Genomic DNA, 21,727 nt, shown 5'->3' on the forward strand with positions numbered 1-21,727 from the left:
ACCTCATTTCTTAAACATGATTTTGGATACAGCGAAGTTCAACGCGCTGATCAGAAGACAAATGACGAGGAAAATCATCGCCAATGCGGAAGCCGGACCTGTTTCATAGAACTCAAATGCGAGCACGTAGAAATAGTACAAAATGGTAGAGGTTGCACCAGACGGCCCTCCTTGAGTCAAAATGTAGATCTGGTCATAGGCTTTCAGCGAGTTCAACGTAAAGAAAATAAACAAGAATACGAGGATCGGAGAAATCGCAGGCAGCGTAATTTTCATCAGCTTTCTGAGGCCTCTGCCCCCGTCCAGCTCATTGGCTTTCTCTACTTCCGGGTCAAGCTTGGCGAGTGCTGAGGTAAGCAGCAGGATTGCCAGTCCGACATACTGCCAAATCGTGACGATAATGACGACAATCATTGCCGTCGTCTGTCCTCCCAGCCATTTCACTGGCTCCAAACCGATCTCTTTCATGATCATGTTGATGATTCCTGAATCATTATCGAATATACTGACCCACACCATAGAGACGACTACGGTTGGTGTTATCCATGAGGAAAAGGCAGTAGCGACAAAAAAATTGCGAAATGCTTTGATCTTGTTTAAAAGAGTAGCCACATACAGCCCCAAAAGGATGGGCGGTACCACAGTAAAAAAGGTAAACACGAGCGTATTCTTCAATACTTTTGCGAAGAAGGAATCGGTGATTAAATTTTTATAGTTTTCGAGTTCAACAAAGTTATAATCGGGTGATATGTAGTTCCAATCCGTAAAGCTAATATGAAACGTTTTGATCATCGGATAGATCCAAAAAACAACTAACGGAATGAGCGTCGGCAACAGGAGAGCCAGCGACCAAAGATTGTCTTTTCGATTTTTACTGATTCGCGTAAGCATTTACTTGTACTCCCTGATCACATCATTGATTTTTGTGCCATCACAAGGGTGAGAGATTTGAAACAATTGCGCGATCGTAGGCACGATATGCTCCAGTCGCGATTCTTCGATGATTTTTCCGTTCTCAAGCTGGTCACCCAGGCACACCATAAATCCATTCATCTCATCGACCTGCGAAGGATGGTATCCGTGCAAGCTTTTCATTTCCGTATATTTGGGCTGTTCCGGAAAAGCGATGTCTTCGCCGCACACCCTATGGTTTAGGTCCAGGATACCGACTGGCTGATAGACAGAAGCTGTCTCTCCCGTTCTCTCATAAAACTGATTCACTTCCGGCAGCTCACGAAAATATTCCATAACCTCCTTATTTTGTTGCGAATCCAATGAACTGTAGAACAACAAGGCTCCACTACCATCTGCGACAAATCGGATTTGTTTGGCAGATGCTTGTTCTCGCCAACGACTTTGCGCCAAAATTTCATTCGGATAAAAGAACGCTTCGATATCACTCTGACCATGATCTGAGAAGAGCAGCAGATTGTATGGTTGCTTCGATTTTTTGAGCGACATTTCGACTTGATTGATATGGGCAAACAACCTGTCCAAGTATTCGGTTGCCTCGACAGATTCTTTTCCATGCTGATGCGACAGCGCATCGTAACCAATCAATCGGGTAGCGATAAAATCATAGGTTTGCGATTCAATCGCCTGTATTGTTTCCCGCAGCGCTTCTTTATCAATCTCATCCACAGACACCGATTCCTGGAGCTTTTTTTTGCTGCTCGATTCCGTAACCAGATGCTGAATATACGAATTGCCTGTCGTTAACGGCCAATGAATGCAGCAGCTTGTCAGCCCATGCTTCGCTAGCGAATAAAAGATCGTTTGTTTATGTAAAGTCTCATTACAAAGGCTGTCGTGGTCACCATACAGCTCGATTCTCTCCAGCGTCTGCGCATGTGATACCACATTATCAAAGACCGAATGCTTGTCTGGATGGTTCCCGGTGATGACCGTTGCATGCGCAGAAAATGTGACAGAGGGAAAGGTTGTTATCATTTTTTTACAGTACGAATAACCGTTCCGAACAAATTGCGATGCTCGCTGTGCAAAGAGTTTGTGGCTCAATCCATCTAACGAAATCAGAACATTCATGAGAGGCTCCTCACATTTTTTTGCGTATTTTTGTCAAACACGTTGACGTGACTTGCATCCAGTCCCACGTACAGCTTTTGACCTTTTTCATACGTCTGTGTAAAGCTTTTTTTCACAATAAAATCCGATCCCTTGTAAGTGAGATGCAACAGCACATCCGTTCCGATAATTTCCGTAAACAAGACCTCCATGGCAAATGTATTGCTGGTCTCGTCTGTGATGAAGCAATGCTCAGGCCGTATTCCTGCTACGACACGCGGATGGTTTTCAACCACGTCAATTGGCAGGCTCGTTTCTACCCGTACACCATCGATATCGACAATGGCTTTCCCTTGCTGGTTAACCAGCACAGCATCCACATAATTGATGGGCGGTGAACTGATAAAGCTGGCGACGAACATATCTACCGGGCACTCAATGATTTCCAGAGGAGTGCCAATTTGCCGAAACTTGCCCTCTGCCATGATCGCGATTCGATCACCTAACGTGACGGCCTCTACCTGATCATGCGTGACGTATATAAAGGTAGAATTTAATCGCTCATGCAGCTTTTTAATTTCAATTCTCATTTCATTTCGCAGCTTCGCATCCAGGTTGGATAATGGCTCGTCCATCAAAAAGACTTTCGGTTCCTTAACGATTGCTCTGCCGATTGCAACCCGCTGCTTTTGCCCGCCTGACAACTGACTGGGGTAACGCTTCAACAAGGAGTCGATTTGCAGCATTTCTGCTGCCGCCTTAATTCGCTTTTCCCGCTCTGGCCTTTTCACTTTTTTGATCTTCAATCCGTACGCCATATTTTCAAAAACCGTCATGTGCGGATACAGCGCATAGTTTTGAAAAACCATTGCCACCCCGCGATCCTTAGGCTCTACTTCATTGACACAAACATCGCCAATGTACACTTCCCCTTGTGTAATATCTTCAATGCCGGCAATCATTCGCAGCAATGTAGATTTTCCACAGCCAGATGGACCGAGCAGCACCAGAAACTCCTTGTCCTTGATCTCCAGACTAATATGATCTAGCGTGCGCCTATCTTCCGTGTATTGTTTTGTGAGTGACTTCAGCGTAATACTCGACATGATAAAAACCCCTTATCACATTTTCACAGCCTAATTTTTGAATGTATATTTTTCCATTTTACATTCAATTTTTCTTGTATTTCTGATAGAATCATCCTATAAAAGAGAGAGAAACATAATCTGTACAAAAAATATTGTACGTTCATCGTAAACTACTTATATTAACTTTCGATCAATTTCCTTTTGCTTTTTTGTAAATGGATGTACATATTTCGTTAATAACAAAGGAGAGTGCCTCAATGAAGCAGATGACCTCACACGATCAGGAAGGGTCGTCGCTGCGCCGTACCGAATTACGCGCCCAAGTTATCGAAGCAATTGCACAAACGATGGATCTCTACGGGGCCAATCATTCTTTCGGCAAGCTGTACGGTATTATGTTTTTCGAAGATAAACCGATGACACTCGAAGACATGAAAGAATATATGAACATGAGCAAAAGCAACATGAGCTATGCAATACGATCGTTGCTAGATTCCAAGATGGTCACCAAGCTGGAGGAAAAACAGGATCGAAAAGATCAGTATGTGGCGGAGACTGATTTCTTCCAGACATTTCGCGTCTTTTTCACAATGAAGCTACAACGGGAAATTGATGTGATGCTCGGGGCAATCAATAAGGTCATTCCCGAGCTCTCAGAAATGGCACTCGCCGAAGAGACTTCTGATGCAGAGAGAGCGGAATGTCTTCGCGACCTGCACAAGCTGCGCCACGGGGTAACCTATTACTCCTGGCTGCAAAAGTTTGTGAACCGGCTTCGCGATGGGGAATTTTTGGATCTGGAATGAGGATCGTAGAGGAAAACGAAATGATTCGATAAAAAACAGCCCGCTCCGTAGAGGGCTGTTTGCTTCATTTATATGGATACATTCGATAGCTGTCCAGCTGTGAAGCAACAGGACGTCAGTTACACCCATTTCAATGCAACTTCGCTTACACCATAAACAGCAAGCGTATGAGCAAGCAGTATCCTCATCCGCTCGGATTGGCTGGCGCTTACTTTCCCATCAGAGCGAAGCGTAACCACACCTGATTGGTTTTGAAATGAGACGGTTTCCAAGGAACTCTGTGCGGAGAAGGGATTTTCCAGTCCCTCTCGCTGCGCCCGCAGCAATTGCTGTATCGCTGTGATGCGAGGTGCTTTTATAGATGTTAAATTATGGTAGGTCATCTCAATCGGAACAATCTGCTCGGCGTCATACAAATAAACGGTGTAAACTTCCTCCGTCTGGCGGTTTTCTTCCCTATCTGCGACTGGAGGAAGTGCCCCTTCCTCGACCGGTTCGAATAGACTGAGAACCTCTGCTGTCTCCTTGAAGCCTTCGAAGCGATACAACTCTTGCCCGTCTTCCGCTAAAAAAAGCGTTGTCGGGTTCGCCTTGATTTTGTATCGATTGGTTGTTTCATGATCGGCATCGATAGAAACGATCTCATAGACGATACCCTTTTTGACTGTCAAAACCTCACCAAGCACTGTATGTATAGAACGCCCCATCGGACATGCCGATAGCGTGAATAGCATCAGCTTTGCAACCTGCTGGCTCATCTCTACACCCCTTGTTTAGTTCATGCCCCGAAGCACTTTTTCCATCACGTCGTAGTTAATCGCGCCTTGGAACTTTTCCCGGATCACTCCATCAGCATCGAGAAAATAGGTTGTAGGATAGGCGACAACCTTGTAGGCTTGCGAGACTTCTCCTTCTTGATCGAGCACAATCGGGAAAGTAAGCTGCTGCTCCTGAATAAAATCCTGGACAACACTCCGATTTTTCTCGGTGGGTGTTAAATTGACACCCACAATAACCACGTCTTTTGTTTTGTAATCCTCGTAAAACTTTTGCATGTGAGGCATTTCTACCCGACATGGAGGGCACCACGTCGCCCAAAAATTCACCAGTACCTTTTTGCCGGCGTAATCGGCAAGCGAAACCTGCTTTCCGTTCAAATCTGTCAGCGAAAAATCAGGGGCCAGCTGGCCTTTTTGTGTTCCTGTCTCCAAATTGGCTACGTCTGCTCTACTCTGACGCCCTGCTTCTTGCGACGATTTTTGAAGCAGATCATATCCGCCATAGACGACAAGTCCAAGCAGCAAAATGATCGCGATCATGCTTTTCTTCAAGCGCAATGTACCTCCACTCGTTAAAAATTGATGTCCCAGAACGTATATTGGGCGAGCCAGGCGCTCATTTTTTGCAGCTGTCCTGTAAACAATAGTAGGCCCATGCCAATTAGCAGCCAGCCGTTGATTTTGGATAGTAGCGGTATCCATCTGTTCAGTTTCTTCATAATGCCGAGAGAGTACGTCAACAGCAACGAAATAAGCAAAAACGGAACCCCCAGCCCGAGTGAATAGACAGCCAGCATCCCGACCCCGTGCCACAATGTTTCTGTAGACCCGGCTAAAAGCAAAATCGAGGACAAGGCAAGTCCGACACACGGACTCCAGTCAGCCCCGAAGGCAAGACCTGTCAGAAACGAGCGAATGGTGCCACGACTCATGTCCTGCTTCGTTTCCCACGACTTTCCGACCATCAAGATACGCAGATTTAAAAGCCCAAGCATCTGCAATCCAAACACAACGATGAGCAGCCCGCTCCCTTTTTGGACCCAATCACGTTCCTCAGCAAAAAAACGCCCGATCAGACTCGCAGAAGCACCCATAGCAATGAAAATCAGGCTAAAGCCGACAATAAAGCTGAGTGACTGGTAGAGCAGCGTTCTCTTTTGCACGACCACCCTGCCTTCGTGTATGGTCGAGCCTGTCAGATGAGACACATACGCAGGGATGAGCGGGAAAACACAGGGGGACAAAAACGACAGCATCCCCGCAGCAAATGCCAATAAAATGCTAAGGCTATCCATGAGCCTCCCCCCTTTGCCGCTTCTCTCCATACCACGTCCAGGCTGCCAAGCCCAATCCAGCTAGCAGCAGTGCATAGATCGACGGAGATTCCCCTAGCATCAGCAGCAAAGCCTGGTAGACCATCCAGCCCGCGAACGAGAACCACACGCCACTGTCCAGCCACAACAACGCAGGTAAGCTTTGCTTTCGAAATGCGTACCCGCTATAGGCGATGGCTACCAGACTAGCAATCCATTGCCCCCATTCGCCTCCATCAAAATACAAAAGCGACATCGGCGCCGCGATGACTTCCTGAGGATGAAACAGGAAATAACTCGCCTTCCATATGAGGAGCCATAGCAAAAAGGCGTTTGACGCTAGGGACACAATCATCTTTTTGTCCTGATGGCCCCGCAATCGGTAGTGCAGCATCAACCAGCCTGCGAGATAAAAGCTTGCGAACAGGATAAGCTGCCCGTTTACAACCATTGAGCCTATTTGAAAGTTGTACAATTCTCACGGCCTCCTTTTGTCCATGAGAATACCGTTCTATTTTAAAGATTTGATAAAGACGCACATATTTATGGTGCGATGCACTTATCGGCTTGGCGGGATGGTGATCCAAAATGAATGCTTGTTATCCTCGGAGATGAGTCCGACTTCTCCCCCATGCTTCTGGATGATCTCTTTTACGATTGCCAATCCAAGCCCGCTTCCTTTGCCAGATTGGCCGCGATACCTTGCCGGGTCCACCTGATAAAATCGCTCAAAAACAATCTCGCGCACCTCTTCAGGCATGGGTACGCCAACATTACTTACGGTTACGCGATAGCCGCGTGGTTCATTTACGCCGGACACCCATATGATTTGTCCCGCATTATAGGTAATCGCATTTTGCAATAAATTGTTGAGCACCTGACGTAATCCATCCTCATCAGCGTTCACGGTTCCAGGCTGCAAAGACAAATGCAGCTCCAGCTCTCGGATTTTTAACTCCCATTGAAAAGCATTGGTGCTCTTTGAAATCAGCTCATCCATCTGAATGCTCGTTTTTGTCATACCCGTCTCGCGGCGATCCTCCCATACAGAAAGCAGATGCAGCTGCTCGACCAGACGGGTAATATGCTGGGATTCTTCCAACAGGGATTGATACAGCTCACGGTCTCCCGTAAGAACCCCACTGCTGAGTGCCTCCAAATACCCGTTTAAATTGCTGAGCGGCGTTCGCAAATCATGGGAAATATTGCTCAGCATGCGTTTGCGGTTTTCTTCCGCGCGCTTCAGTGTCCGCGTCATGTCATTAAAATGCTCCGTGAGCTGCCCGATTTCATCACGGGAGGTGACCGCAATCATCTCCGGGTACGTTCCTTCCGTGAGCTGGCGCGTCGATTCTGTCAGGCGTCGCAAGGGGACCAGCATTTTCTTGATGAATACGTAATGAATGAGTGCGGCAACCACGATTGCGAGTAAGCTCGCACGCATCAGATAAAACTGCATGGTTTGGTTGAACATGAAGTTTTTCTCATCTCCGACCAGACGGTACTTCTCGACAAGCACACACGCGAAGTCCTTTACCGATACCCCGGCAAGCAAAATCACCGTCAGCATAACGATGATATTTACCCCGATCAGCTTCCAGGTCATGTGCTGCTTCCACTCACGAAGCTGGTTAATAAGCAACAAATCGATACCCCATTCCCCGAATCGTTTCAAAAAAGCATGCCCCTTCATTTGGCGTCTCGATTTTTTCTCTGAGCTTGCCGACATGAACATCCACTGTACGGTCGATCACGCTTTTCTCTTCATTCGGATAAAGCTCCCCCAAAATTTGCTCACGCGACAAGATTTGATTAGGGTGCCGCATAAAAAAGTAGAGCAGCTTGAATTCATGCTGCGTAAGCGAAATGAGCGTCCCGTTGTACTTGACCTCTCCTCGCACAGGCTTGATGGTCAAGCCCTTGAAGCTGATTTTGCTACAGCGATTGGCGGTTCGGCGAAGCACCGTATTGACCCGGGTTACGACCTCCTGTGGACTGAACGGCTTTGTTATGTAATCGTCTGCCCCCATTTGCAAGCCCTCGATTCGCTCGGCCTCCGCTACCTTTGCTGTCAGCATGATCAACGGTATATCACTTTTCTGCTCACTGCGAATCCATTTGCATAAGTCCTCGCCACTGAGCTTTGGCATCATTAAATCTGTAATCACGAAGCAGGGATCATGCTTTTGGAAAGCCTCCATGCCTTCCTCCCCGTTTTGCGCCTCGACTACGTCATATCCTTCTTTTTCCAAATACAGCTTTAACAGCCGTCTTATTTTTGCATCGTCTTCGATCACCAAAATGTTTTTCCCCTGCATGGCTTCGCCTCCCTACATCTCTTCTATATAACCTCCCCATTGTAAAGAAACGATAAAGTTCATGCCATTGGCAGCATTTGCATCGCCTGAAAAAGCAAAGAAAAGCGAACACGATCAGTACGTGCTCGCTTCAAATATGCTTGAGCAATGGCAGGTTTGCTACAGTTATTATCTAAATACAGTAGCAGCGAATTATTTGAAGCACAGTTGCTAACTTTCCGCAGGATGATAGTTATGGAAGAGGGGACTTATTTCCCCTCCCCTCGTCATTTCCCAAAATGCCGTTTATTTATCATGAACCGCACAGCGATTAGGACCTATCTCCATCTCCTGCTGCTCTTCTGGACTCGGCTTTATTTTACCCATGTTGGTTTGGCGAATTTCTTGGTAGGCATTCGGCTGTGGCGGCAAGTTTTCTGTTACCGCTCTGCGGAAATCTCCCTCATCAGTGATGTTCAATCCTGGGTTATTCTCAAATAGATCTTGTAAACGGGCAGAAACGACACCGCCTTCGCCCAGTTCTGTTATTTTGCCAAAGTGGGCAGGCAGAACAATCAGCTCATTGGAAAGCTCTCTGTAGCGACTGTACAGCGTGTGGCGCAAATCACTGACCCAATCCTCTGCTTTTCCAGCCAAATCGGGACGACCGATGGACTCCACGAACAAAATATCCCCAGTCAGGAAGTATTGGTCATCGATAATCAAGGAAGTGCTGCCAATGGTATGGCCCGGTGAGTAGATTGGTTGGATCGCAATCTTCGTATTCCCTACCGTAATTTCCTTGCCCTCCTCCAGCTTTTTATAGGCGAAGGTCACCTCTTCTGCGTCTTTGGCAGGGAGCCAGTAGGTTGCTCCGACTTGGTCCGCCAGCTTTTTCCCGCCAGAAATATGGTCAGCGTGCAGGTGCGTATCGATTGTATGCGTAATTTGAACCTGATGGCTGCTGGCAAAGTCCGTGTACACGTCCGTCATTCGCAGCGTGTCGATTATAGCCGCTTCCCCATTGGATACCACCATATAGGACAGGCAGCCTTTGCCGATCCGTACAAATTGATAGAGCGCCCCACCATCTCGCAAGTCTCCTACCTTCACCGGTTCGAGATGCTCACTCCATGCTTTCATTCCACCAGCGAGATAATACACATCGCTCCTGCCTGCCTCTACGAGTTGTTCCGCTACGAAAATGGACGAGCCTTCCTTTGCGCAAACAACGAGCACCTTTTTTCCTTCCGGGATGTGTGTGAGTGCAGGCTCCACCCCGTCAATCAAGTCAAAATAAGGAATGTTGATGCTTTCGATCCCTTTCCCTTCGATTTTCCAATCGTGATAATCGCTTTGATTGCGCACGTCGAGGATAAACAGCTTCTCGTGCTGAAAGATGATTTGTGTCAGGTCATGCGGTGTCATTGGCTGCAAGGCTGTTTGTTGTTGTGTCATGCTTTCCCCCACCTTTTCTATTTGTGTATATGGCGTCCTAGTTCGAGTCGGTTGGTCCTGTCCACCCATTCATTCCGTCACTCACGTTTTTCACGTGAGCAAAGCCTTTTCCGGCCAGCAGCTGGCAAGCCAGATCACTGCGATTACCAGAGCGACAAATGACGTAAATTTCTTCGGCTTGATTCAACTCGTGCAGATGCCCTTCCAATACCCCCATAGGTATTGATTTGGACCCAGGAATTCGCTGAAACGCGTACTCGGCTGGTTCGCGCACATCCACAACCGTGATCGATTCGTTCAGCTTTTGGGCAAGCTCTGCTGCTGTAATCGTGTATGGGTGCTTGGTCTCTTCCTTCGCTTCAGCGGGATTGGCTTTGCGCAAATAATGTTTCAGAACGTCTCCTTCGTGAATGGTGCCCAAATATTGATGCCCTGTATTTTTTGCCCAGCCCTGCATATCTGCCAAGGAGCCTTTGTCTGTTGCCTGAACCTCGATGACTTGTCCGGGCTGCAGCTCATCCATCGCTTTCTTCGTTCTCACGATTGGCATCGGACAAGCAAGTCCTTTGCAATCCACTGTTTTATCGGTAGTAATCGCTGCACTCATGTGTATCCCTCCGGCTCTATTCTTTTATTTGGATTCCTTGCCAGTTCAGCATGCCGCCCGCCATATTCGCTACTTTCTTAAATCCTTGGCTGACTGCTAACTCACAAGCCTGTGCACTTCTGGCACCACTTCTGCAAATGAAGATCACTTCTTTTTCAGGGTCAAGCTCATGAAGTCTGACTGGCAATACAGGAAGGGGAATCAGGACTGCTTCCTCCATACGTCCAGCGCTGAACTCATCCGGATTTCTGACATCGATGAATTGAGCCTCCCGCTTTTCCTGCACCATTTTTTCAACCTCTTGCGGTGTGATGTCTTGCCATGCTTTGCTCATGTGAAATGCCTCCCTATATGGAAAGATGAATGTTTTGATATTCGTTATACATATACCCCTATGGGTATTATAATATGAGTTTGCGTTTCCGTTGTCAATACCCTTGATCTAGCAAAATGAGGCTGCACCCTTGTTTATGTCTCGTCTCGTCGGACAACAAAAAATCCCCGTCATGATGACGAGGAGTTGATTTGCTTGCTCTTTCCTTGAATAGCTATGATGCCATGCCGCCTTGCTCTTGTGCCTTTTGTCTCCTGTGCAAATAGAAGCCAATGCCCACGGAAAGTACAATAATCACCATGGATGTCCACTGCGCAGTAGTCCAATTGAACAAGAAGCGATGCGAATCTCCGCGCAGCATTTCCAAAAAGAATCGCGCGAGGTTGTAAAGTATATTGTAGGCCAGGAACAAATAGCCTCTCGTTAAACGTTTTTGCATGAGAAGGAGAAGAATCGCAAAAATGATGATATCGATTTGTCCCTCCCACACTTCGGCAGGATAGAGCGGCTGATCGCCAAATGTTGCTCTGGCATTCGTTCCTTCTGGATAGAGAATGCCCCAATTGCCGCCTGTCGGATCGCCAAAAGCATCTCCATTCATCAGATTGGCATCACGCCCGATGCTTTGTCCGAGAATCAGGCCCGGCGCACACAGATCTGCCAGCTCCCAAAACGAAATCTTATGCTTCCGCACATACCAGATTCCGACCAGAATGGCGCCAACGACACCACCTTGAATCGACAGTCCGCCATGCCACACCGCAATGATTTCCCCAGGATTCTTGGAGTAATAATCCCAGTCAAAGAAAAAGACTGTCCAGAATCGGGACCCAATGATGGCCCCAATGATCATCGGGACAGATAAATTCAAGAGATGCTCTGCCAGATGCTCTTTTTTCTGAAGCTTGGCTAAAGTAACCGTCACCCCAATTCCTAAAACAATAGCAAGAACGAATATCAAACTATAGGAACGAATCGGAAAGGAACCTATGTACCCCAGGTATTGGTGCAAGAAAATCACATCCTTATCTAGGTCATTATTATTCCGTGTTTAAAAAGTCGGCTTTTCAGCACCGAGAAAATGGTGAGAACCGTACGAAGGAGGAACGGAATGTAGGCAATCTACATGAGCACCGGACTTCGAAGGTGAACGCCATTTTCGATGTCGGATTAGCTTTCAGGACTCCTGCGTGATCAAAAGACGACTTTTTAAACAACCTCTATTATTGGGATAACGGTTATACTATCAGAAAAAAAGGTTGTTGTCTGTACAAAAGAGGAGACAACCGTGTAAAAGTTGTCTCCCCATTGTTTCTTTTCCTCAGGTTTCTTTGAAGAACGTCCCGTCCAGAATCCCCATGGATTGAATATGATTTTTCGTCTCATCCGTCCCACATTGATGCAGAGCCGCATAAATCTGCTGCAAGCATTGGTCGTACTCATCGTTTTCTGCGTCAAAGTGATACGGGAGTGCTACGACATGCCCTCGCAAATATGTATTAAATTCATACGCGGTCCGATCCTCAAACAAGCTTCGGATGTAGGCTACTTCCTCTTCTGTGGCCTCAATTTCAAACTCGTATGCAGAATCACCTTGGTTTTCCATGATTGTTCCAGCCTGAACTGAGACATAGTATCGTCTTTTCTCCATGGTCTACGCCTCCTTTTTACCTATAAACAACGACGCCAATGAGTAAGACTGCCAGCAAGACAGCAAAGGCTCCTACGTAAAAAAGCATCCCGACATTGCCGAGCACTTTATTTTTCACAGTTGTTTGGCTCACATTGTGGTCTAATTCCTTTGATTCTTGTCTTTTCATAAAATGAATGCTTAATAACAGACCCGCAATAAAAATAAGAGCAAAGATCGCATAATAAATGCCAGGAAACGGAACCATGCTCTTCCCTCACTTTCGCGTGATAGTTGGTTATAGTTTGCGGCAAGCGATTGTTTTTATTCACAGAAAAAGCACCGTGAATAACGGTGCTCCAGAGACATCCTCTATTTGCTTGCAAAGCGTACCTTTTGTCTATGCCCGATAGGCCTCTTCCAAAATGCGCAAATAATCTTCTGCGGAAATCGTCCGCACATTGCTTGGCGTAGAGCCGTTTTTCATGGACAGCTCCACGATACGCGGAAAATCCTCTTCTTTCACACCTGGCAAGTCACTGAGCTTGGGAATTTGCAGTCCTGCTGTCCATTCAGCGATACCTGCAATCAGCTTGTCCACCGCTTGCTCGTTTGTATCGGCGTCCACAGCAAAACCCATGTACCGGGCGAGATCGGCGTGCATCGTTACATTTTCCTTGGCATTGAAGCGGAGTACGTGTGGCAAAAAGACGGAGTTCGCAATACCATGTGGGGTATCGTACATGCCCCCCAATGCTTCCGCCAAGCAATGAACAGCCGCTACATCCGCAGAGCCAAAGCAAAGCCCCGCAAGCAAGCTCCCTTCCAGCATTGCGTGGCGCGCCGCTTCATTTTGACCATCTGCATAAGCGAGCGGAAGTGCAGAAACAATCGTCTTCATCGCCTTTGCACCAAGTGCCTGTGAGATCGGATTCGTCACCTTGCAGGTGTAACCCTCGATGGCGTGTACGAGCGCGTCCACTCCTGTAGCAGCTGTGACCGAAGCAGGCACACTGTAGGTCAGAGCAGGATCGAGAACAGCCAGAGTCGGTCGCAGAGCAGCATGCTTGAGCGTCATTTTGCGATGGGTTGTTGATTCCGTAATGACCGATGAACGGGTCACCTCAGATCCAGTCCCAGCAGTAGTCGGTACACAAATGATAGGCGCGATGTTTTCGTAGGCAAGCCGTCCATCTGCGTAATCAGCGGGAGTACCGCCATTCGGTCCGCAAAGGGCAATGGCTTTGCCCGTATCCATCGCACTACCTCCACCGATTGCTACGACCATATCAGCGGAAGCATCACGGAATCGGGTTGCCCCTTCCAGGCATTCCGTATCTCTCGGGTTTTGACTCAGCTGGTCAAACAAGGATACTCGGTAGCCCGCACCCTCAAGCGCAGCCTGTATCGGAGCGACCAGTCCCGCCCGAATCACACCCGGATCACTTACCAGCAAAATGGAGGAGCCTCCTCCTAGCGATTGGAGCAGCGCAGGCAATTCCTTTGATTTCCCCACGCCCATTTCGATTCGTGTCGAACAAAAATAGCTATATGCTTTCATAAATACGCCTCCCCCTGTTCTCTTTTCATCATACAAGTGCAGAGGAAGGCATGCCAGCATGATTGCGATAAAATTCGCACAATGGGACAGCCCTTATCTGAAGCAATTATGTGCGCGATGAGGATTTTCGCACTGAACGCTTCGGGGGCGTCAATTAGAGCTGCACTTCTCCGGTCATTCCTGAGCGAAAATGACCTTTTGCATTGTCGAGTAAAATTTTCACCGTAAATGTATTCGTGCCTGCATCTGCTTTGGGGCTTATTCGCGCTACTTTCCCCTGCAGCTTGTCATGGGTCGCTTCTACGGATACATCGACTTGCTTATCCACGGTAAACCGGGCGATATCTGCCTCCAATACACCGATTACTACATACATTTGATCTGTATTCACCACAGTCATCGCAGGCAGGCTCGCGTTTACCATTTCACCTGCATGAATATTATTGGCGCTTACGTAGCCTTTAAGCGGACAGATGACCGCTGCGTTTTTCAATTGGTACTCCGCATTGCTTACGGCTGCCTCTGCCTTTTGTACATTAGCTTCGAACTGTGCGAGCTGTTCTGGTGTAAAACCGTTTTTGGCTTTGTCATACAACGACTTCATCTGTTCAACATTGGCCTCTAGTGCCTGCAGAGCCGGATCGGTTACACCTGCTTTTGCCAAAGTCAGCTCTTCGGCGCTTCGTTTATACTGCGCTTCTGCCTGCGCTACGACTGCTTGTGCATCCTCCAATGCTTGCTCGGAGACTGCTCCCTGGGAAAAGAGTGTTTGGGTCCGTTCCTTTTTTGCTGTAGACAGCTCATACGCTGTTTTTGCCGATTGCAAGGCAGCCTGCAGCTGTACAAGCTCTTCTGGTCGCTTGCCGTTTTTTACATCCTTATACTTGTTTATCGCCTGCTGCCAGCCAGCCTCTGCGTATTTAATCTCTTCTGGGCGAGTTCCTTTTTTAGCTTCCTCCCACTTGGCCTTTGCTTGCGCCAAATCAGCCTTTGCCATTTGCAGACTGGATTCCAGCTCTGTTTTCTCCAGGTCAAACAACACTGCGTTTCCTTCTACCCGATCACCGATATCGTAGTGTACCGAAGCGACCCTTCCTGCCGCTTTGGCATAAATCGTGACCTCTTCAATCCCGACCATTTTCCCTGCGAACACGTGGGTAGTCTTCTCACTCGTTGCCGACGAGCTTCCTTGGGCCGATGCCATTGGCAATTCTACTGGCTGAGCACTCCCGCAGCCTGACAAGAGCAACGCGGCAATGCCCACGCCCACGATGATTTTCATGCGATGTGTTTTCATCATGCTATCCCCTTCCTTTTTCCATCAATCCAGCATCACTGGCTGAGAGGCTTCTTCGGTAGTTTGTTGCAGTGCTTTGTTTTCTTTCACCACAAGCATCACGATGAGGGCTGCAACCAGCACCAGCTCTGCGACAAGCAAGCTATCCTGCAAAGCCGAAACCGCAGCATATTTTTTTACGAGCTGACTCCCTAGTTGCAGAGCTGACTCGTATGCTTCCTGTAGGGAAAGTCCTTTCGCCATATACATCTGCTGCCATTGTCCGAGCGTATCGATTACGGTTGGCTGCGTCGCCGTCATCTGTTCTCTCATTTGTGCTGCATGCTCTACACCACGCCTGGAGAATAAGCTGATTAACCCGGCAATCCCCATCGAGGTAGCGACTTGACGAGATATGTTGGTAATGACCGAAGCCGCAGGTACACGCGCTGGATCATTGGTTGCCAGAAGCGGGATTTGCATCGAGGTCATGAGACACAGACCCAGGCCAAAGCCGCGAAGCGCCAGCAGCCAATGAAGCGTGCTCAAGTCTGTATTCAGATCAATGTGGGAGAGAAAAAAGCCGGGTACAATGCAGCACAACAGACCTGCAACAATTAGAGGCTTCAATCCGATTCTCGAAGCAAACATTCCGCAGATGGGTGTCACGATCCCCGAAGTAATCGCTTGTGGAAGCATCATCAAGCCCGTATCCATAGCCGTGTGTCCCAGCATGTTTTCCGAGTAGATCGGCAGCAAGTAAATCACCCCGAAGTTGCCCACCATAATCAGGCTGTTCACCAAAAGCCCCAATGTAAAATCCCTATTTGCGAACAGGCGGACATCGACCAGTGGATGCTCAGTGTCCAGCTCGCGAGTGATAAACAAATAACCGCTAATCAAAGAGAGAAGCAAAAGCGATACGATTGGAAACGAGTCCCAGCCCTTTTCTTCTCCTTTGGTGACCGCAAGCAGCAGTGACACTAGCGCTGTCGTTGACCAAATAAACCCGGCAAGGTCAAACGGATGCTCTTTTTTCGTTTCTCCCTCCTGTAAAAAGCGCCAAACGAGCAGCATAGCCAAGAGCCCGAACGGAATATTCACCGTAAAAATAAAGCGCCAATCCAGATGCTGCACAAAATAACCGCTCAAGGTTGGGCCGACAGCCGGCGCGACAAAAACCGATATCCCGAAAACACCCATAGCTGGCCCCATTTTTTCACGTGGCACGACATACTGAATCATCGATTGACCAATTGTCATCATCAAGCCGCCACCTGCCGCTTGAATAATCCGGGCAACAATCATACTGCCATTGCTCCAGGCCAGCCCGCATAGCAGGGAGCCTGCGGTAAAGAGAAACAGACTGGCGAGATAGCTTTTTTTCACGCCAAACCGAATTCCCAAATAGCCAGCTAATGGAATGACTGCTGCCATCGTTAACGTGTAGCTGGTGACGACCCATTGGATTTCTTCCGTGGAAGCCCCAAAGACGTTCATCATTTCCGGAATTGCGACATTGACGATACTTGTATCAAGCACAGCCATAAAGGTCCCCAGTACGATCGCAAATACCCCGGGCCAAAAGTTTTTTTGCGGATTCATTCATCCTCACCCTTATCTCACGTGTATGGTAACCTTGGCATTCAAACCTGGCTGAAAATCATACGGACCTTCCGTAAACGAAATTTTGACGGGAATTCGCTGTGTCACCTTGGTGAAATTGCCGCCTGCATTCACGGGTGGCAGCAAAGAAAACGTAGACTGCGTAGCCTCTCCGATTCGGCTTACCGTCCCATGAAAAACATGCCCTGGATATTTATCCAGCTGAATATCTACGACTTGCCCGACCTGAATATAGCCCGCTTCGGTTTCCTCAATGTTTGCCTGCACGTATAGCTTTCTTTTGTCGATCACAAGTGCAATTGTATTGCCGGCCCCAACAACTTCTCCCTCTTTTGCCGCTCGCTGCAGGATCACACCACTAATGGGCGTGCGTATCATCAAATTTTCCACTTGCGCCGGACTAGTGGCATTCATCTGCTCCTGCTCCGCCACAATCTGGTCCTGCTCTACCTGGCTCCCCTCCTCTATCGTCACATGCGTCAGCTTCCCGGACAGCTTGGGGGCAATCTTGTAAATGTCTCCCGTCACGATCGCATCCTCTGTCTTTACATAAAAGTACCCCTGATAGGCGTAATAACCGACTACAGCACAGACGAGCAGGAGAATCGCGGGTAAAATCAACTTTTTATGTGGCTTTTTGTTCTCCATCGTGGAATCATTCCTTTTTGTCTTTTTCACAAACCGACTGTCGGTTTGTTTTCGTCCAAAAAACAAGGTGCTCTTGATTTCGAGCCCCTCCCCTTACCCTTGTTTGTTCAGGAAATAACGTCGTGCAATCGGACGAACCAAAATGGTTGCTGCAAGCCCAACCAAATTCCATACGTGAACCAGTGTAACTCCCACTTCCCCGGAAACGAGTGCCATTGCATACAATGTCGAGCAAATCAAGGATAAACCAAACGCAACGGCCCAAATCAGTGTCAGCCAAAAGTTGGAGGCTAAAAAGAGAGAATGCTCTGTGAACTCAGGCGCCACTACTTTACGCGCATATTGCAGTGTAAATGGCTTCTTGATCGCCAGCGACCAGACTGCCGCAAACGTAAGAATCCCATACATGAACAGCTGTGTGAAATCGAACAGATGAAAGGACGGGAAAAGCAACGCGACCCAAAAGCCGCAAAAGAAGTAAAAAACCTTGATGGCAATGATCGTGGTTACTTCCCCAAACTTCTTTTTCTGAAACAAATAAATCAGCACGGCAAGCACAAAACCGATCCCAAAGCCAAGCGCCTGTGGTTCTACCTGAAAAGCGACAATAAAAGGAATGAGGTCAACAAAGATCCAAAACAAAGTGGCTAACATAAGGCAGCTCTCCTTTACATTTTTCAAAATGGATGAAGTAGGAAATAACGTTATGATTTTTTATTTTACGTACCGACCGTCGGTTTGTAAAGTGTTTTTTTCAACTTCTTGTCTCCACCACGATTTTCAATCCTAAAAGACACATAACGAGCCATACTCCCCCAGCTACAAACCCAGCCAGGACGTCACTTGGATAATGCACGCCGAGATAAATTCTACTGATCCCAACGAGCAAAATCAGGACAACCGCTACAAGTATAATGACGGCTTTCGCTGCTCGGGAAACAACAAATAGCGTAAGCAGCATAGCCATCATCCCGAAAAAAAGAAAAGCAGCCATCGAATGTCCACTTGGAAAGCTGTATCCACTTTCTTCTATCAGCCGCTGTATAGTGGGTCTTTCACGTCGATATAGCCATTTTAGCAGTAGATTGAACACCATTCCGCCACCTAGTGCGAGCAGCAAAAAGAGTGCCTCCCATCTTTTGTGCTGCCAAAGCATAAGACCAATCGCGATCAATGTTAACGTAAGTAACGATTTTGTTGAGGCAAGAAAAGTGAAAAATAGCATCACAGATGTGAGCTTTGGCGTAATGAGTGACTGAACCTTTGTGATTACAAAGGAATCAAATGCGTACAGCTCTTGCTCCAGCATTTCCTGCCCCAGCTTGCCAAATACAAACAGGCTGACAGCAATAATCAGGAGGCAGATGAGCGCATACTGCTTCGTTTTCGGAGAGAGCCTCAACTGTTTTATCAACTGGATGCCTTCCCTTCGTCATGTCCTGGTGCTTAGTTTGTACCTTCTGTAGAGATAGATGACGATAATAATGGACGCCAGAATCAGCACAGTCACCAGCCCGTAATGGCGAATAAAAATAATGACCTTGTACCATTCCTTACCAAGCGCTCGTCCCAGCATGAGAAACGTCAAGCTCCACAGCATCGCACCTGCATAGGCAAAGCCTGCAAATCGCCGAAAGTCCATGGAGGCCACACCTGCCAAATAAGCTGTTATGTGACGAACACCGGGCAAAAAATAGCCAAAAAATAAAAGATAGGGACCATATTTGGCAAACATCTTCTGTGTCGATTCAATTTTTTTCGGTGTGACATGCAGGTAAGGTCCTACTTTTAAAAGCAGCGGCAGTCCCCACTTAGCGGCGATCGCATAGCTGACCGATATTCCCACGGATGCTCCTAAAAACGCGCTAAGCAGAGTAAAGGGCAGATTTAAAATTCCACGCGAAACCGCATACCCTGCATAGGTCATCAATACCTCATCGGGTATCGGCAATCCGATAACACCTAATGCCAGCGAAAAAAAGATCCCCACATATCCGTATTTCATCAAAAATAAATCCAAATGCTGTTCCAAGGTTTACCTCCGTAAATACGTTGTCCTACTTCATTCTATTCTCCCCCTCTTCTCTGACATTCTGGCTTTTTTCCGGTAATTTAAATCATGTCGTCTCTTTAACCTGCAGCAGAGGAGGAGTTAACTGGTTGTAAAAAAAGCCCTCCCCCGATTTTGTACGGAGAAGAGCTTGTCTTACGCCTTGCCTATGCTTCGTTTAAGCGGACGGTCTATCCTCATTTGAATCACTTGGACCTGCTTTGTCCTTTTTGCCCAGCAGCTTTTTCACTAAGCCGCCAATGGCCCCTATTGCTACCACAATCAAAATCCAGCCTTTTTTCGCAAAAGCAAGAATCAGCGCCAGGAAGCCTAATTTCTTCGCAGCAGCCAGTCCAAGCCCGCCCAAAATCAATCCAGTCAGGCCGTATTCCGCTACTTTATCAGTCTTTGCATCAAAGTCGGAATAGCGATTTCCTTCTTTCACGATAAAGTTTTTGAGAATAGAAGCTCGAAGCGTCTGCTTGTCCTTCTCCAAATTCGCCTGATCGGTTACAAGGATGAAAGAAACATGACCTGTACGCGTCAAAATCTGTAGCTTATAGTTCAGAAATTTTTCTTTGCTTTCTGTTTCCAGCAGCATCGAATATTCCAGCTCATGGGTAGCAGCATTGTAGGCAGGCTTCACATTCCAGCCGACCACGTGAAACTGCTCCTCCGGCTTTCTTTGTTTGTTTGCCTCTTCTGTACCATCTTTATAGCTTTGCAGCAGAGCGTCTGCATCAATTTCGTTTTGCTCGTCATCACTGATGTGACCGGAATCCACATATTCCATGAACAAAACCCAATCCTGGTTTTCTTCGATAGGCAAAACGCTACCGATTTCATCGTTCGTCGGAATATCACCCGTCTGTTGTTCCATTTTGATCGTATCCTCTTTGTTGAGGTAAACCATGTTTTCTGGAACGGTGAACGAAAATTTGCGTTCCATCTCTACTTTTGTACCAGGCTCTACATAGTTTAATTTTTGTTCTGCGCTTACCGGCAGTAGCATTCCAAAACTTAAAAGAAAGACCATAAAAAATGATAGCCAAGCTTGTTTCCGCATTTGTTACCCCTCAATCCCTTTTTTTTCAAGAACCACCTCATCTTACAAGGAATATTTTCCTAATTCAAAATAAAAATAGAAAATTAAGGATAAATCATTCAATATTACTTAATATAATCAAATGCTTATTTATTTTTTCGTTACTTTTCTCCTTGTTAATCTAGGTACATTTTCTTACCCTATGAATCAGGAAGTTATGGTATCCTACTGGAAAACTATTTCTAACGCAGAGGAACCCATGAATTATTTGGAGAGTATGGCGGATGCCCTGTCTTTTATCGAAAACCATCTCACGGAAGCGTTGACGGTAGAGAGGATCGCGACGTCGGTCGGTTATTCCAAATACCATTTTCAACGCCTGTTTCATCACGTTACGGGAGAAACCGTTGGACAGTACATCACAAAAAGGCGACTTACGGAAGCAGCCAAATATTTATCACTGCAGCAAAAAAGTGTAACAGAAGCGGCCTTTACATATGGCTTTGAATCGCATGAAGCCTTTACAAGAGCTTTTGCCAAACGCTTTGGGATTCCCCCCTCCGCCTTGCGGAAAACAGGAAGGATGCCGCGCTTCGCGATGAAGGAACGTCTGCAAGTGCCTTACCTGCGCCATATCCAAACTCATCTGATTGAACCGGTTCCAGCAACGATTCACCATGCTCGGGAGATTGTAGGATACGCGTGTGACACCATCAGCCAGAAAGATATTCTGTCCAACTGGCAGCGCCTAAGTAGGACTGTTTCCGAAGCTGAATCAGCAAAAATGCCCCGATACGGCGTACTGCGCTACCCTGATGCCTTTGGGCTTGATTTATCTTTTACGTATTTGGCTGGCGTAGAGTCATCAGCGTCTTTTGCCATATCAACAGAGGGATCGGAGCGCTGGAGGCTGCCGGCAGCCAACTATCTCGTCTTTCCACATAAAGGGCCGACGAAAAACCTTCCGCTTACTTATCAATATATTTACGGCAGCTGGTTCTCCCAGTCAGCCCATCTGCTGTTTGCACCGTATGATTTCGAGTATTATGACGACCATTTTTTAGGCGTAGATCACCCAGATTCGCTTCTCTACATCTATGTCCCCGTCCTATCCGAAGCATAGGCAGTTATCGCATTTTCGATCAAGTTTTCGGGTAGATAAATTTCGTATGCTAAATGGCGAA

The 21,727-nt window shown here is 47.2% G+C and carries 25 protein-coding genes; 2 read left to right on the forward strand and 23 right to left on the reverse strand.

Annotated elements, in window-relative coordinates; all coding sequences use genetic code 11:
- Positions 1-3: 3 nt before the first annotated feature.
- The 3 genes from ADS79_RS29060 to ADS79_RS29070 are packed head-to-tail and all read right to left on the reverse strand — an operon-like array spanning position 4 to position 3,131.
- Positions 4-891 carry a carbohydrate ABC transporter permease gene (locus tag ADS79_RS29060; protein WP_049741936.1) on the reverse strand — a complete coding sequence of 296 codons (888 nt, stop codon included), beginning with the start codon at positions 889-891 and terminating at the stop codon, positions 4-6.
- Positions 892-2,046, reverse strand: a complete 1,155-nt coding sequence (locus ADS79_RS29065) for an alkaline phosphatase family protein (protein WP_049741937.1) — start codon at positions 2,044-2,046, stop codon at positions 892-894. It lies immediately after the preceding gene.
- Positions 2,043-3,131: an ABC transporter ATP-binding protein gene (locus ADS79_RS29070; RefSeq protein ID WP_049741938.1), complete on the reverse strand. Its 1,089-nt coding sequence runs from the start codon at positions 3,129-3,131 to the stop codon at positions 2,043-2,045. Before ADS79_RS29070 ends, ADS79_RS29065 begins: the two co-directional genes overlap by 4 nt.
- A gap of 239 nt (positions 3,132-3,370) precedes the next feature.
- On the opposite strand from ADS79_RS29070, the gene ADS79_RS29075 reads away from it, so the two are divergent.
- Positions 3,371-3,919: a GbsR/MarR family transcriptional regulator gene (locus tag ADS79_RS29075; RefSeq protein ID WP_049741939.1), complete on the forward strand. Its 549-nt coding sequence runs from the start codon at positions 3,371-3,373 to the stop codon at positions 3,917-3,919.
- 119 nt (positions 3,920-4,038) lie between these two features.
- Here ADS79_RS29075 and ADS79_RS29080 read toward each other — a convergent pair whose 3' ends face one another.
- The 20 genes from ADS79_RS29080 to ADS79_RS29175 all read right to left on the reverse strand — a co-directional run bounded on the left by ADS79_RS29080 (position 4,039) and on the right by ADS79_RS29175 (position 20,564).
- On the reverse strand, positions 4,039-4,677 hold the full coding sequence (locus ADS79_RS29080) for a TlpA family protein disulfide reductase (protein WP_049741940.1): 639 nt from the start codon (positions 4,675-4,677) through the stop codon (positions 4,039-4,041).
- Between the two features lie 15 nt (positions 4,678-4,692).
- Positions 4,693-5,250: a peroxiredoxin family protein gene (locus ADS79_RS29085; protein WP_049741941.1), complete on the reverse strand. Its 558-nt coding sequence runs from the start codon at positions 5,248-5,250 to the stop codon at positions 4,693-4,695.
- A 20-nt stretch (positions 5,251-5,270) separates the two neighbouring features.
- Positions 5,271-5,993: a cytochrome c biogenesis CcdA family protein gene (locus tag ADS79_RS29090; protein WP_049741942.1), complete on the reverse strand. Its 723-nt coding sequence runs from the start codon at positions 5,991-5,993 to the stop codon at positions 5,271-5,273.
- Positions 5,986-6,486 (reverse strand): hypothetical protein, encoded by a 501-nt coding sequence (locus ADS79_RS29095; RefSeq protein WP_049741943.1) that lies wholly within the window; start codon positions 6,484-6,486, stop codon positions 5,986-5,988. Before ADS79_RS29095 ends, ADS79_RS29090 begins: the two co-directional genes overlap by 8 nt.
- Before the next feature lie 84 nt (positions 6,487-6,570).
- On the reverse strand, positions 6,571-7,686 hold the full coding sequence (locus tag ADS79_RS29100; RefSeq protein WP_161807326.1) for a sensor histidine kinase: 1,116 nt from the start codon (positions 7,684-7,686) through the stop codon (positions 6,571-6,573).
- Positions 7,643-8,329 (reverse strand): response regulator transcription factor, encoded by a 687-nt coding sequence (locus ADS79_RS29105; protein WP_049741945.1) that lies wholly within the window; start codon positions 8,327-8,329, stop codon positions 7,643-7,645. The genes ADS79_RS29100 and ADS79_RS29105 overlap by 44 nt, the downstream gene beginning before the upstream one ends.
- A gap of 285 nt (positions 8,330-8,614) precedes the next feature.
- On the reverse strand, positions 8,615-9,736 hold the full coding sequence (locus ADS79_RS29110) for an MBL fold metallo-hydrolase (protein WP_236700157.1): 1,122 nt from the start codon (positions 9,734-9,736) through the stop codon (positions 8,615-8,617).
- Positions 9,737-9,803: 67 nt separating this feature from the next.
- Positions 9,804-10,373 carry a sulfurtransferase TusA family protein gene (locus tag ADS79_RS29115; RefSeq protein WP_049741947.1) on the reverse strand — a complete coding sequence of 190 codons (570 nt, stop codon included), beginning with the start codon at positions 10,371-10,373 and terminating at the stop codon, positions 9,804-9,806.
- 16 nt (positions 10,374-10,389) lie between these two features.
- Entirely contained in the window at positions 10,390-10,707 is a 318-nt protein-coding gene (locus ADS79_RS29120; protein ID WP_049741948.1) for a rhodanese-like domain-containing protein, read from the reverse strand.
- 214 nt (positions 10,708-10,921) lie between these two features.
- Positions 10,922-11,719: a prolipoprotein diacylglyceryl transferase gene (gene lgt / locus ADS79_RS29125; protein WP_049741949.1), complete on the reverse strand. Its 798-nt coding sequence runs from the start codon at positions 11,717-11,719 to the stop codon at positions 10,922-10,924.
- 309 nt (positions 11,720-12,028) lie between these two features.
- Positions 12,029-12,358, reverse strand: coding sequence for a hypothetical protein (locus tag ADS79_RS29130; RefSeq protein WP_049741950.1), 330 nt, complete (start codon positions 12,356-12,358; stop codon positions 12,029-12,031).
- A gap of 16 nt (positions 12,359-12,374) precedes the next feature.
- Positions 12,375-12,605 (reverse strand): hypothetical protein, encoded by a 231-nt coding sequence (locus ADS79_RS29135; protein WP_049741951.1) that lies wholly within the window; start codon positions 12,603-12,605, stop codon positions 12,375-12,377.
- 132 nt (positions 12,606-12,737) lie between these two features.
- On the reverse strand, positions 12,738-13,898 hold the full coding sequence (locus tag ADS79_RS29140) for an iron-containing alcohol dehydrogenase (RefSeq protein WP_049741952.1): 1,161 nt from the start codon (positions 13,896-13,898) through the stop codon (positions 12,738-12,740).
- A gap of 154 nt (positions 13,899-14,052) precedes the next feature.
- Positions 14,053-15,198 carry an HlyD family secretion protein gene (locus ADS79_RS29145; RefSeq protein ID WP_236700132.1) on the reverse strand — a complete coding sequence of 382 codons (1,146 nt, stop codon included), beginning with the start codon at positions 15,196-15,198 and terminating at the stop codon, positions 14,053-14,055.
- Between the two features lie 21 nt (positions 15,199-15,219).
- On the reverse strand, positions 15,220-16,779 hold the full coding sequence (locus tag ADS79_RS29150) for a DHA2 family efflux MFS transporter permease subunit (RefSeq protein ID WP_049741953.1): 1,560 nt from the start codon (positions 16,777-16,779) through the stop codon (positions 15,220-15,222).
- Between the two features lie 12 nt (positions 16,780-16,791).
- Positions 16,792-17,448 (reverse strand): efflux RND transporter periplasmic adaptor subunit, encoded by a 657-nt coding sequence (locus ADS79_RS29155; protein WP_049742176.1) that lies wholly within the window; start codon positions 17,446-17,448, stop codon positions 16,792-16,794.
- Between the two features lie 93 nt (positions 17,449-17,541).
- Positions 17,542-18,102: a hypothetical protein gene (locus tag ADS79_RS29160; protein ID WP_049741954.1), complete on the reverse strand. Its 561-nt coding sequence runs from the start codon at positions 18,100-18,102 to the stop codon at positions 17,542-17,544.
- A gap of 100 nt (positions 18,103-18,202) precedes the next feature.
- Entirely contained in the window at positions 18,203-18,862 is a 660-nt protein-coding gene (locus ADS79_RS29165) for a phosphatase PAP2 family protein (RefSeq protein ID WP_049741955.1), read from the reverse strand.
- A gap of 18 nt (positions 18,863-18,880) precedes the next feature.
- Complete coding sequence (locus ADS79_RS29170; RefSeq protein WP_236700133.1) at positions 18,881-19,480, reverse strand: DedA family protein; 600 nt, start codon at positions 19,478-19,480, stop codon at positions 18,881-18,883.
- Positions 19,481-19,676: 196 nt separating this feature from the next.
- The gene (locus ADS79_RS29175) at positions 19,677-20,564 is read right to left on the reverse strand and encodes a DUF2167 domain-containing protein (RefSeq protein WP_049741956.1); all 888 of its coding nucleotides are present in this window, start codon (positions 20,562-20,564) and stop codon (positions 19,677-19,679) included.
- 238 nt (positions 20,565-20,802) lie between these two features.
- Between ADS79_RS29175 and ADS79_RS29180 the strand changes: the two genes are divergently transcribed.
- Positions 20,803-21,666 (forward strand): AraC family transcriptional regulator, encoded by an 864-nt coding sequence (locus ADS79_RS29180; protein ID WP_049742178.1) that lies wholly within the window; start codon positions 20,803-20,805, stop codon positions 21,664-21,666.
- The last annotated feature ends 61 nt before the right edge of the window (positions 21,667-21,727 follow it).

This window comes from Brevibacillus reuszeri (assembly GCF_001187725.1).
Lineage (GTDB): Bacteria > Bacillota > Bacilli > Brevibacillales > Brevibacillaceae > Brevibacillus > Brevibacillus reuszeri.